The following is a 12,831-nucleotide window of genomic DNA, read 5'->3' as shown; positions in this document are numbered from 1 at the left end:
CTACGTAGAGCATGACCTTGAACAACGCTTGAGGAGTTTTTGATGAGCGCTTATCCTGCCAGCCTGATCCAAGCGCTGCGTGCCGAGCCAGGGCTGAAACTCTCTGACAGGGCAACCAAGAACCCTGCCTGGTGGCCCAAGGACGCACCCGGCGATAAGAACGCGGCCGAGAAGCGCCTGGAAGAATTGGCGCCGTTGCTTTCAGATCTGCAAGAACAGCTTTTCGCCGCATCAGTTTCCGGAGGCCAAGCCCCGGCGGTCCTGCTGATATTGCAGGGAATGGATACCGCCGGAAAGGGCGGCATTGTCCGCCACGTGCTGGGCATGCTGGATCCGCAGGGCGTGGAGCATCATGCTTTCAAAGCTCCGAATAAAGAAGAAGCCGCCCATGATTTCCTCTGGCGCATCACCAAGGAATTGCCGGCCGGGGGACTGGTGGGTGTCTTTGACCGCTCGCACTACGAAGATGTGCTGGTCGCCAAGGTCAAGGGCTTCGCGTCTCCAGAGGTCATTGAATCCAGATACGGGAAGATTGTCGACTTTGAAAAACAGTTGATTGAGCAGAATATTCACCCCATCAAGGTGATGCTGCATATCAGCCGCGAAGAGCAGTACGAACGCCTCTCAGAGCGGTTGGAACGCACCGACAAGCATTGGAAATACTCTCCCGGGGATGTGGATGACCGTTTGTTGTGGGACGGCTACCAGTCAGCCTATGAGACCGCGATCAACCGTACCGACAACCAGAGCGCACCGTGGAATATCGTTCCGGCGGATCAGAAATGGAAGGCGCGGTTGTGCGTTGCCGAACTGTTGCTGGCCACCCTTGAACGCATCGCTCCCCAGTGGCCCGAGGCCACTTTTGATGTAGTGAAAGAGAAAGCGCGGCTGGAGGCTGCGAAATAGCTCGCAGCCAAGTGCAATGACTACTGGCCTGAGGCCTCGTTGTGATTGGCGCGTGCCTGCTCCAGGCGCTGGGAGACTCCGTTGAGCCAGTTCTCGCAGTGAGCTGCCAGCGCTTCGCCGCGTTCCCATAGGGCCAGCGAGGCTTCCAATGCCACGCCACCTGTTTCCAGCTGGTTCACTACGGTCAGCAGTTCTTCGCGAGCCTGCTCGTAGGAAAGCTTGGCAATATCTTCAGGGATCTGTGCAGTCATGATTACTCCAGGTCAGTGATGGGCGTGCTTAGTTGGCGTTCTGGCCGGCGGGAATTGATTCAAGGGTCTGTGCAACCAGCTGGCCGGAAGCCACACGGATGAACAGCTTGCTCTTAGCTGGAGCTTGGGCGGCTTCTCGCACAATGCTTCCGTCTTCAAGCTGGGTCACCGAGTATCCACGGTCCAAGGTTTGCTGCGGAGACAGTGCACGCATCTGATTCTTCAGATGACTGATTTCGTCACTGGCGCGCATCACCCGGTGTCGTAGCAAATCGGTGGAACGCTGCTTCCAGCGTTCCAGATCTTCGGCACGGCTGGTGACCATGACCTGCGGATTGGACAGCACCGGGCGTTCGCGTACCGAGGCGAGCAGCTGGGCCTCGCGCTGGAGCAAATTGTTGATGGAGCGGTCCAACCGGTTGCGCGCCATCTCCAGGCCAGCGAATTCTTCATTCAGATCCGGGACGATTCGCTTGGCTGCGTCGGTCGGTGTAGAAGCACGCAGATCAGCTACGTCATCCAAGATGGGGCGGTCTGCCTCGTGGCCAATAGCCGAGACAACCGGGGTCGAGGCGGCAAAGACCGCGCGCACCAGATCTTCATTGGAAAACGGCAGCAGATCCTCTAGGGCGCCACCGCCGCGGGCGATGACGATGACATCGATTTCCGGATCGGCATCCAGCTTCTGCAAGGCGGCGATCACTTGGTTGGCTGCATCCATGCCCTGGACTGCGGTATTGATGACCTTGAATTGCACTGACGGCCAGCGCAGCGTCGCGTTGCGCAACACGTCCTTTTCGGCGTCCGAATCACGTCCGGTAATCAGGCCAATACGATGGGGAAGAACCGGCAACGGGCGCTTGTGCTCAGGGGAGAAGAGGCCTTCTGCCCCCAACGCCTGGCGCAGGCGTTCAAGGCGCACCAGAAGCTCGCCGAGTCCAACTGGACGCAGGTCGCTTGCATTCAAGGACAATCTGCCGGTCTTGGCGTAGAAGCTCGGTTTGACCTGGGCAACCACCCGCGAGCCCACCTGCGGGGTGGAATCCAGCTTGCGCATGGTCGAGGCCCAGATGGTGACCGAGAAGGAGAAGTCCGCGTCCACATCGCGCAGAGTGAGATAGGCATGCCCATTGCGCACATTGGCTTCGAGCAGCTGGCCTTCGACCCAAACCACGGGTGAGTTCTCAATGTGGATTTTCAGCTTCTCGGAAAGCAAACGCAACGGCCAAGGATTATCCGCGGTGGTCTGCCCGGCGGTCGCCGGCAAACTGGCAGGGGAGTTCGAATCCATTCGCCGCTCCTTAAAAGCTGGTTGATACGCGACGTTGTGCATCTCGCGCACTTGTGACGCTACACCAACAAACGGACAGAATCAGGTATTTTTCTTCGCTCTAGCTCCAAGGAAACCTACTCAGAGGTAGAACTCACAGCGAATAGGGCGTGCTTCAGCTCATATGAGCATGCGCTAACTTGCATGCACTTCGTAGACTAGAGGTATGGCTACTTCCACTTCTACTACGGTCTCGCTGTCAATGCCTCGGATCCCGCGGGTGCGGCGCACCCCGGCCGAGATTGCTGCCGCCTCCCCGACGGTCACCGAGCGCAAGGTTTTGCTTGCTGCTCCTCGCGGCTACTGCGCAGGAGTGGACCGTGCGGTGGTTGCTGTTGAAAAGGCCCTGGAGCACTACGGCCCACCGGTCTACGTGCGCAAGCAGATCGTGCACAACCTGCACGTGGTCTCCGAGCTGGAGTCCCGCGGCGCGATCTTCGTTGAGGAAAACGAGGAAGTGCCCGAAGGTGCACTGGTGGTCTTCTCCGCCCACGGCGTCTCCCCAGCAGTGGTGCAGTCCGCAGCGGACCGCAACCTGCAGACCATCGATGCCACCTGCCCGCTGGTCACCAAGGTGCACCGCGAAGCCGTGCGCTTCGCCAAGAATGACTATGAGATCCTGCTGATCGGCCACGAAGGCCACGAAGAGGTCGAAGGCACCTACGGCGAGGCCCCGGAAGTCACCACCATCGTGAACAACCCGGAAGAAGCCGACACCGTCCAGGTGAAGAACCCGGACAAGCTGATCTGGCTCTCGCAGACCACACTGAGCGTGGACGAGACCATGGAAACCGTGCGCCGTCTGCGCAAGCGCTTCCCGAACCTGCAGGATCCGCCAAGCGATGACATCTGCTACGCGACCACCAACCGCCAGGCTGCGATCAAGACCATCGCGCCGCAGTCGGATCTGGTAATCGTGGTTGGCTCGGCCAACTCCTCGAACTCGGTGCGCCTGGTCGAGGTGGCACTGGATCACGGTGCCAAGGCTTCCTACCGCGTGGACTTCGCCAACGAGGTGGACGAGGCATGGTTCGAGGGAGTTTCCACCGTAGGCGTGACCTCCGGCGCTTCGGTGCCAGAGGTCCTGGTCCGCGAAGTGGTAGCCCTGCTGGCAGAGTACGGCTTCACCGACGTTTCCGAGGTCACCACCGCGCAGGAAGACATCATCTTCTCGCTGCCCAAGGAGATCCGCGGCAAGCTCAAGGAAGCTGGCGACGAGGAACGTGCCCTGGGTGGGCACGCCCGCCCATAGCCCTGATCTGTCAATAAGAATTCAAGCGCCAGTACACCATTGCGCGCTCATCACTAGTAAAAGGTAGAATTTCCTCCCGTGGCTCTTACTATCGGAATCGTCGGACTGCCCAACGTCGGCAAGTCCACCATGTTCAACGCGCTGACCCGTGCCCAGGTGCTGGCAGCCAACTACCCGTTCGCAACCATTGAACCTAACGTGGGTGTCGTGCCGTTGCCTGACTCGCGCCTGAAGGTGCTCGCCGGAATCTTCGGTTCCGAGCGCATCTTGCCAGCGACCGTGTCCTTCGTGGATATCGCCGGCATCGTCAAGGGTGCTTCGGAAGGTGAAGGCCTGGGCAACAAGTTCCTGGCCACCATCCGCGAAGCGGATGCGATCTGCCAGGTAACCCGTGCGTTCGTTAACGATGACGTGATCCACGTGAACGGCAAGGTGGACCCTGCTTCGGACATCGAGACCATCGCCACCGAACTGATCCTGGCTGACCTGCAGACCATCGAGAACCAGCTGCCTCGCCTGGAGAAGGAACTGCGCACCAAGAAGATCGAGAAGTCCTTCCTGGATGCAGTGCTGGCAGCGCAGAAGATCCTCGAAGAGGGCATCACCCTGTTCGCCGCGGCGAAGACCAAGGGTGTTGACCTTGAAGAGCTGGCGCCGATGCAGCTGATGACCACCAAGCCATTCATCTACGTGTTCAACACCGATGAGGCTGGTCTGGCCGATGCCGAGATGCAGGCCAAGCTCTCCGCGCTGGTTGCTCCAGCCGAGGCTATCTTCCTGGACGCCCAGTTCGAGTCCGAGCTCGCCGAGCTGGAAGAGGACGAAGCCGAGGAAATGATGGAAGACGCCGGCATCGAAGAGTCCGGCCTGGACAAGCTGGCCCGCGTCGGCTTCGACACCCTGGGCCTGCAGACCTACCTGACCGCTGGTCCGAAGGAATCGCGCGCCTGGACCGTTCGAAAGGGTGCCACCGCGCCTGAGGCGGCCGGCGTCATCCACACCGACTTCCAGCGTGGCTTCATTAAGGCCGAGGTCATCGGCTTTGAAGACCTGGTTGCCGCCGGTTCGGTGGCTAATGCCAAGTCTGCGGGCAAGGCCCGTATTGAAGGCAAGGACTACATCATGAAGGACGGCGACGTCGTGGAGTTCCGGACGGGACTTACGTCTGGAAGTAAGAAATAGCCCGGACGCGCTACGGATGATGACGAAGGAGCCCTATCCGTGTCGAGACTGACGGAACTGCTGCGGCAGGTCCGCAAGGCGGACGCGCAACTTGGTACTGACCTGGAAGCCGAGGTCGCTGCGCTGACCAAGCGTCGCACCTTCGGGCTCGTCTTTGAGCAGCATCAGCCTGAGGCTGTCGAGCTGCCCGGCAGGGTCGTCCGTCGCGGCGACAAGGTGCGGGTGCTGCCTCCGCGAGGGGGGTGCCCCTATGTTCTGTGTCAAGCTATTTTCAGCTCCGGAACATCATAAAGTGAGCCATCCCGGATCATCGCAAACAGGACCGTCAGTCGACGGTGCGCCAACGCGATGAGCGCCTGGTTATGGCGTTTACCTTGAGCTCGTTTCCGGTCGTAATATTCCCGGCTGGCTGGATCGAAACGGATGGACGCGAACGCCGAAAGGAAGAGCGCACGTTTCAATCGTTTATTGCCTGAATGGCTGACTCGCTCGGACTTGATCGAAGTCCCTGACTGGCGCGTGGTCGGTGCCAAACCAGCGTAGGAAGACAACGCTGCGGCGCTGGTGAAGGTCTTGCCGGAGATCTCGGCGATGATGATCGCGGCGGTCCTGACAGCGACCCCTGGCATGGATGTCAGGACCGGGTAAAGAGGGTGGGCCTCCACCATGGTTTCAAGATGTGCAGCAACATCAGCTCGCTGTGTGTGCAAGGAAATCATTTGTCGTGCTAGGTGAGGGATGACCAAGCCTGCGGCGTCGGTGCCGACCACGATGACGCTCTGTTCATCCAAGGCGTCGATGACGGTTGAAGCCCACGCGGTGTGCCGGCGAGCTCCGTATTTCTTCAGCTTCGCATCGATCCGGGCTTTGCCGGCATGCCTCAGCGCGGCTGGGGTGGGCCAGGCTGCGAGGACTTCAAGTACCGCGTCGTGTTCCAGCCATGGGCCGAGGATTCGTTCTAGTGGTGGGTGGATTTGGGTGAACAGTCCGCGGATCCTGTTGCTGGTTTGGGTGATCTGCCTGGCTAGATCCAGATCAAATCCGGTGAGCATGCCCAAGGTGGCTTCATCCTCATCAGAGACCTGGATGCTGCGCAGCGTGTGCGGCATGGTGCGGGCCGCGTCCGCGATGATGAACGCGTCTTTTTCGTCGGTTTTCGCCGTGCCGGGATACATATCTGCGATCCGCCGCATCGAAAGTCCGGGCAGGTAGGCCACCGGAATACCGAGGTTCTGGGCGACCGCAACAGCGAGGGCTCCGATGGTGGCTGGCTGGTCCACGACGACCAGGACGGTGCCTTTGGCACTGAGATTCTGGTAGACCGAGACGAGTTTGGCTTCGTCGTTAGGCAGGGTCTTGTTCCATATTTTGGTGCCGTCCTTAGTGACGGCGCAGGCCCAGTGGTCGGTTTTCCCTACGTCGAGTCCGAGGAAAATATCGATGTCCGTGGTGATCATGGCTAGTGCTCCTTTGAACTAGTTTCTGTTCAAGGTCGACCAACCGTCGGTAGCGAAGTCTTACATCCACGTTATGACAGGCGTCCATTTTCTGGCGCCGCGCCCCTAATCAGCAATCACCACGCTGCCATCCCAATCTCGGTGGCAACACCCCCCTGTGAGTATTGAGGTGGCTGGTCTGTGACTGGCTGGCAGGGTAGGTTCTGGTTACCTCGTCTCGACTGTGACTCAACACCCCCTCGGCGATCTGGTGGCCTTGGATCCGAATTGTCCGGTTGCGACGATGTGACCAGCGCCGATCTTGTCCGCTTCGATGGCTTGATAAGAAGATTGCCCAACGTAAAGCGTTGTGGCTCATCACAGGAATGCCTCGCGAGTGAACACCGCCGGCTCATCGGCCCACCGGGAGGCAGCGGGTAGGGCTGCCTAATCGAGAGGAACTCACGATGACCACGATCGCGAACACTTACGCGTTTATTATCGGCGTCGATACCCACGCGCGAACCCACACCTACGCCGTGATCGCTCCAAACGGCGAGCAGATAGGGACGGAGAGTTTTCCCAATTCGCTTGCCGGCAGGAAACGTGCAATCGCGTGGGTCAATCGAAGAACTCAAAGTGAAGTTCGAGTACTTTGGGTTATCGAAGGCGTCGGCAGCTATGGAGCACTATTAGCCGGTGCGGTGTCCAATAGCGGCTATCGTGTGGTCGAAGCTCCCCGCCGGTATGCCCCTGCCCGGCGTGGCGCTGGAAAAACCGATCCAATTGACGCCGCCGCGATTGCCGCTGCGGCCCTGCCGTTGATTGAGCAAGAATTGCGGATTCCGAGGCAGGCCGATGGGATTCGGGCGGCATTGCGGGTTCTGACCGCGGCGAGGGAACAGATGACTCTGGAGCGGACGTCAAAGATCAATGCTCTCACTGCCCTTTTGCGGATCGTGGATTTAGGTGTTGACGCTCGGAAACCACTGACTGAAACACAGATCGTCCAGGTTTCTTCGTGGCGAGAGCGTGATGAAGGCATTGATCGTGTGTTTGCTCGTGCTGAGTCGACTCGAATGGCGAAACGTGTGCTCGTGCTCAACGTTGATCTCAAGGACAACCAAGAGAAGATCACGGAGCTGATCGAGTCCAGCCCTGCTGCTCCACTACTTGAGGTTACCGGTGTCGGTCCGGTGACTGCAGCGGTGGTTTATGCTGCGTGGTCGCATCTTGGCCGGGTGCGTTCCGAGGCAGCATTTGCCGCGTTGGCTGGCGTTAATCCTATTCCTGCTTCATCTGGCAATGTTGAGCGCCATAGGTTGAATCGTGGTGGTGATCGTCGGCTGAACAGCGCTTTGCATATGGCTACTATCGTGAGAACAATTCACGATCCAGACACTCGTGCTTACGCAGAACGGAGAAAGTCCGAAGGCAAGTCGTCACGTGAAGTCCGGAGAATTTTGAAAAGGTACTTAGCCAGGCGCCTGTATCGCATATTAAACGCACTTCATTCGTTGCCCGACGCCCCGCTTTCGTCTTGTTGACAGATATAGAAGATTCGGATCATTGGTTAGACAGGGGCAAGACACCATGCCGAGATTGGTCGGCCGACAGTCCCTATGATCCTCTTTTTAGGGACTATCAAAAAGATAACGGGGGGGACAAAGGCAGGTGACCAACGGCTGTGGCGGACAACTCGGATCGAGTGCGTCGACGGGCAGCGTGTGGCTCATCTCGCGGAGCTCGACGTCGAAGAACCCGAGACTCGGGCAGTGCTTGCCGACGACGTGGTGGTCGTCGCGGAGTTCCGGGATCGCATCTACCCCGGCCTGGTGGAGACAGGCAGAGTTGAGCGGGGCGGCGACAAGCCGTTCCACACGGTCGTCAACGCTGAGAACTACCACGCGCTGGAGATGCTGACCTATACGCACCGGCATTCCATCGACGCCATCTACATCGACCCGCCGTACAACACCGGGGCGAGGGACTGGAAGTACGACAACGATTACGTCGCGAGTGATGACGACTATCGACACTCGAAATGGCTGGCGTTCATGGAGCGACGGTTGAAGATCTGTCGGGAGCTCATGCGTAGCGATGCTACTCTTGTGGCAACTATCGATGAGCATGAAGTAAACCGTTTGGGCGTGTTGCTAGATCAGCTCTTCCCGGAATCTACGCGGCAACTCGTCACAATTGTCAACAACCCTAAAGGCGTTACTCAGGGATATCTTTCGAGGGTCGAAGAGTATGCGTTCTTTGTATTTGGTCCTGACGCGCGAATCGGTTCGGTCGATGACGACCTTCTGACGCATCGAGACATGGCCGATGCTGAAGGGGAACTGCAGAGGCCTCGATGGAAGGGGCTCTTGCGGTCGGGCGACGACTCGCTTCGAGCTGACCGTAAAGATATGTTCTATCCGGTGTGGTTCGATGAGTCGACTGGGCGACTCAGCCACGCGGGCGAAGCATTGCCACTTGACGAAACTCCTGACTTCAGTCCGCAGGATGGCCTGACGCCGATCTGGCCTATTAGGCGGGACATGAAGGAGGGGCCTACCCGGGCAGCGCCACGCCGTTCGATCCTTGACTACGCGCTACACCCTCATCTGTGAAGAGCCACCAAACCTGGGACGGTTCAAGCGGCGCTAGGCGAGTCTGATTGCTGCGTCGATCTATGGGGTGAGGGCAGTGGCCGACATCGCGGTCCGAACTATCGCGGTCCGAACCTACCGGAGTCCGAAAGTACCGCGGTCCGAAACTATCTGATGCGCATCTTGTACAATGAGGATGCGCGTATGCACATGCATACGCACACGCACACTCCTTGGACGCCGTAGCGAGCTTCCGGGCAGACGGTCGCAGACGTCGTCCCCCTGGCTCGTTTCCCCGCCCATCAAAAAATGAACGACCGCGGACTAGCTCGGATCAAGGCGACATCCCCTCAGCATCATGACGCGCTTGTGATGCAACTGAATATAGGAAGCTTAGAGATGACGCAACCAGGACAGACCACCACGACTTCGCACGAAGCGATCGATGCGTTCAAGAGAATCGTCGGCGACGAACATGTACTGACCTCTGAGCGTGCCACGATGCCATTCAGCAAAGGCTATCGATTCGGCGGAGGACCAGTCTTCGCCGTGGTGCGCCCCGGCACGCTGGTCGAGATGTGGCGGGCGCTGCAGGTATCCGTCGACAACAACCTCATCGTCATCCCGCAGGCATCGAACACGGGCCTGACTGGTGGATCCGGCCCCGGCTTCCAAGACTACGATCGCCCCATTGTGATCATCTCGACTCACCGCATCGATGAGGTACACCTCATCAACGACGCGCGCGAGGCGATCTCGCTCGCGGGCACCCCGCTGACACACCTGACCGACGCGCTCGCCAAGCACCAGCGCGAGCCGCACTCGGTGATCGGGTCGACATCAATCGGCGCCTCGGTCATCGGCGGCATCGCGAACAACTCGGGCGGCAGCCAGATTCGCAAGGGTCCGGCATTCACGCGCGAAGCGATCTTCGCCCGCGTCAACGACGACGGCAAGGTCGAGCTGGTCAATCACCTGGGCATCTCGCTCGGAGACGACCCTGAGGTCGCACTCGACCGTCTACAGCGCGGCGAGTGGTCTCCCGAGGATGTCACCCCAGCTCCCGAAGACTCGAACGAGACCGAGTACGCCGAGCACTTGCGCAAGATCGTGCCTTCGCCTGCTCGCTACAATGCGAACCCCGAGTACCTGTTCGAGGCTTCCGGCTCGGCCGGCAAGCTGATGGTGTTCGCGGTGCGCACCCGCACCTTCCCTCGCGAAGTGCACCCGACCGTGTTTTACATCGGCACGAACAACACGCACGAGCTCGAAGAGATCCGTCGGTTGCTCCTCGAAGCCGACATGCCGCTGCCTATCTCTGGTGAGTACATGGGCCGCAGTGCCTTCGACTTGGCCGAGAAGTACGGCAAAGACACCTTCGTCTTCCTGAAGTTCATGAGTCCAGCGCTGCAGACGCGCATGTTCTCGTTCAAGACGTGGGCCAACGGCTTGTTCTCGAAGATTCCCGGCATTGGTCCGACCTTCGCCGACACGGTATCGCAAGCCATGTTCAGCGTGCTGCCCAACCAGCTGCCCAAGCGCATGATGGAGTACCGCAACCGTTTCGAGCATCACCTGCTGCTCACCGTCAGCGAGTCGCAGAAGGCCGCGAGCGAGAAGATGCTCAAGGAGTTCTTCGCAGAGCCCGAGCACACTGGTGAGTTCTTCATCTGCACGTCTGATGAAGAAAAGAGCGCGTCGCTCAACCGGTTCGGCGCGGCCAGTGCCGCCACTCGCTACGCCGCGTTGAAGCGCCGGCACATCGCAGGGCTCATCCCCATCGATGTGGCCCTGCGTCGCGACGATTGGAACTGGCTCGAGGTGCTGCCGGAGGAGATCGACGACCAGCTTGAGGTCAAGGCGTATTACGGGCACTTCTTCTGCCATGTGATGCACCAGGACTATGTCGCCAAGCAGGGCGTGGATCCCGAGGCGCTGCACGACCGCATCCAGCACCTGCTGGAGGAGCGCGGCGCGAAGCTGCCCGCCGAGCACAACTACGGTCGCATCTACAAGCTGCCGGAGTCCATGGAAGAGCACTTCAAGGAGCTCGATCCGACGAATACGTTCAACGCCGGTATCGGCGGCACGTCGCCGCACAAGGACTGGGCCTAAGTCCCCAAGGTAGCGCGACGCCGTGAGAGCCTGAGCGATGTCTTATCCATCTCGGGTGGACCTAGGGCTCGACTCCCTAGGTCCACCGGGACGGATGAGTCGAGACATCGGTCAGAGGCTGGGCAGGCCATAGAATCGCGTGGCGGCGAGGGCCGCGCCCGGTCCGAGAACGGGTCATCGCCTCACGCCGTCAGCTGACCCGCGACGGCCGGCACACCGGCGAAATCCTCGCCACCGGCCACATCGACGAGCCCGGAGGCTATTGCTGAAACACATTGCCTGAACATATTGGTGGAGCTGAAGGTGTGTAGGTTCAGGACATCGTTCATAGGTGAGTCGGGACATCGTTCATAGTGGTCCGTGACGATGAGGGATGTCTAAAGCGGCTCTTCACAGATGAGGGTGTAGTTGAGGTCTGAATCCGCCGGACTCGAGCAGGGATCTGGCGATGTAGTTGGTCAGGTTGCGGAAGCCCAGGGCCGAGCCGCGCAGGTGCTCCAGGCGTCCGTTGATCGCCTCTGTGGGGCCATTGCTGGTGCCAGGCCGCTCGAAGTAGGCCAGCACGTCGGTGGCGCGAGCCTTCAGGGTCCGACCGAGCTTGCGCAACTCGTCCAGCCCGGCGGGGACGTCTTGGCTGACGGCGTCGATGAGCGCCTCCATCGCCGCGCGGCCGAGGGATCGGTCCTTCTCGCGGTAGGCCGCGATCATCCGCTGGTAGATCCCCCAGGTCGCCTCGACGGGCACGTGCTCCTCGAGCACGAACAGCTCCTGCAGGCGGGTCTGCTGCTTGTCGGTGAGCAGGCCCGCGCCGGTGTGCAACGTTCTACGCGCACGGTAGAGCGGGTCGTCTTTGCGGCCGCGGTGCCCGTGCAGTTCCTGCTGGACTCGGCGTCGGCACTGGTCGAGGGCATCACCGGCAAGGCGCACGACGTGGAAGGGATCCATCACCGCAGCCGCGTCGGGCAGTTCCTCGGCGGTGGCGCTCTTGAACCCGGTGAAGCCATCCATCGCGACGACTTCGATGGCCTCACGCCATGCCTGAGGGCGAGCGGCGAGCCACTCCTTGAAGACTCGCTTGGAGCCGCCAGACGTGCTCGTCGACGCCGAGCACGCGGACGCCGTCGAAGCGGTTCGGGTCCTCGATCAGGACGCGTGTGCCCTGGGCCAGGACGGCATCGTTGGCGGTGTTCCACGCAACCCCGAGCCCCTCAGCGACCCGCGCGACCGTCAGGTGGGCGATGACGATGCCCTCCAGCGCCCACGCCAGCCCTCGCCGGGAGAGCTTCGCGCGTGGCTCGGCCGCCAAAGACGTGTCTTGGCGCCACACGTGGCCGCAGCCGGTGCACCGGTAGCGGCGGACCGTGACCTCCAACGTCGTCGGACGCCACCCCAACGGCTCGTGGGCCAGCCGGCGGACAACCGTGCCGCGCGCGGTTCCTTCACAGCCACAGCGTCGGCACCAGCGGTCGGGTTCGACGACTCGACAGGCCAGGACCGCACCGGCGGGCTCGAGGCGCTGACCGGTGGCCTCAAGGCCGAGCTCATTCAAGCGGCAGAACATGGTCAGGTCAGGGTCGGTGAAGGTAGCGTCAGGCACGTCGAGGTCTTCCAGATGGGCAGTGTGAGAACTTCCATCATCGGAAGGCCTCGATGCCTACCCGGGCAGCGCCACGCCGTTCGATCCTTGACTACGCGCTACACCCTCATCTGTGAAGAGCCATTTAAGCAACTTTTGTTGACATCAGGTCGGTAGCAACATAGG

9 protein-coding genes and 1 pseudogene are annotated in these 12,831 nt (G+C 60.3%); 6 read left to right on the top strand and 4 right to left on the bottom strand.

The window, feature by feature from the left end:
- Positions 1-42 precede the first annotated feature (42 nt).
- Positions 43-906, top strand: a complete 864-nt coding sequence (locus AARI_RS12125; protein ID WP_013349585.1) for a PPK2 family polyphosphate kinase — start codon at positions 43-45, stop codon at positions 904-906.
- Between the two features lie 20 nt (positions 907-926).
- Here the strand turns inward: AARI_RS12125 and AARI_RS12120 are convergent, their stop codons facing one another.
- Both AARI_RS12120 and xseA read right to left on the bottom strand, forming a co-directional pair.
- A complete protein-coding gene (locus AARI_RS12120) occupies positions 927-1,157 on the bottom strand; it encodes an exodeoxyribonuclease VII small subunit (RefSeq protein WP_013349584.1) in 231 nt (76 codons plus the stop codon).
- 28 nt (positions 1,158-1,185) lie between these two features.
- Complete coding sequence (xseA, locus tag AARI_RS12115) at positions 1,186-2,448, bottom strand: exodeoxyribonuclease VII large subunit (RefSeq protein WP_013349583.1); 1,263 nt, start codon at positions 2,446-2,448, stop codon at positions 1,186-1,188.
- A 205-nt stretch (positions 2,449-2,653) separates the two neighbouring features.
- Between xseA and AARI_RS12110 the strand changes: the two genes are divergently transcribed.
- Both AARI_RS12110 and ychF read left to right on the top strand, forming a co-directional pair.
- Entirely contained in the window at positions 2,654-3,739 is a 1,086-nt protein-coding gene (locus AARI_RS12110; RefSeq protein ID WP_013349582.1) for a 4-hydroxy-3-methylbut-2-enyl diphosphate reductase, read from the top strand.
- Positions 3,740-3,817: 78 nt separating this feature from the next.
- Positions 3,818-4,921 carry a redox-regulated ATPase YchF gene (gene ychF / locus AARI_RS12105; protein WP_013349581.1) on the top strand — a complete coding sequence of 368 codons (1,104 nt, stop codon included), beginning with the start codon at positions 3,818-3,820 and terminating at the stop codon, positions 4,919-4,921.
- Between the two features lie 260 nt (positions 4,922-5,181).
- Here the strand turns inward: ychF and AARI_RS12095 are convergent, their stop codons facing one another.
- The gene (locus AARI_RS12095) at positions 5,182-6,378 is read right to left on the bottom strand and encodes an IS110-like element ISAar17 family transposase (protein WP_013349579.1); all 1,197 of its coding nucleotides are present in this window, start codon (positions 6,376-6,378) and stop codon (positions 5,182-5,184) included.
- A 446-nt stretch (positions 6,379-6,824) separates the two neighbouring features.
- On the opposite strand from AARI_RS12095, the gene AARI_RS12090 reads away from it, so the two are divergent.
- The 3 genes from AARI_RS12090 to dld all read left to right on the top strand — a co-directional run bounded on the left by AARI_RS12090 (position 6,825) and on the right by dld (position 11,069).
- A complete protein-coding gene (locus tag AARI_RS12090) occupies positions 6,825-7,904 on the top strand; it encodes an IS110-like element ISAar18 family transposase (protein WP_013349578.1) in 1,080 nt (359 codons plus the stop codon).
- Positions 7,905-8,084: 180 nt separating this feature from the next.
- Complete coding sequence (locus AARI_RS12085) at positions 8,085-8,975, top strand: DNA methyltransferase (protein WP_013349577.1); 891 nt, start codon at positions 8,085-8,087, stop codon at positions 8,973-8,975.
- Positions 8,976-9,353: 378 nt separating this feature from the next.
- Positions 9,354-11,069 (top strand): D-lactate dehydrogenase, encoded by a 1,716-nt coding sequence (dld, locus tag AARI_RS12080; protein ID WP_013349576.1) that lies wholly within the window; start codon positions 9,354-9,356, stop codon positions 11,067-11,069.
- 390 nt (positions 11,070-11,459) lie between these two features.
- On the opposite strand, the pseudogene AARI_RS12075 reads toward dld, so the two are convergent.
- Positions 11,460-12,666 (bottom strand): annotated as a pseudogene (locus AARI_RS12075) (ISL3 family transposase).
- Positions 12,667-12,831: the final 165 nt, after the last annotated feature.

It is taken from the genome of Glutamicibacter arilaitensis Re117 (assembly GCF_000197735.1).
GTDB lineage: Bacteria > Actinomycetota > Actinomycetes > Actinomycetales > Micrococcaceae > Glutamicibacter > Glutamicibacter arilaitensis.
This window is presented reverse-complemented; position numbering and strand designations above follow the sequence as displayed.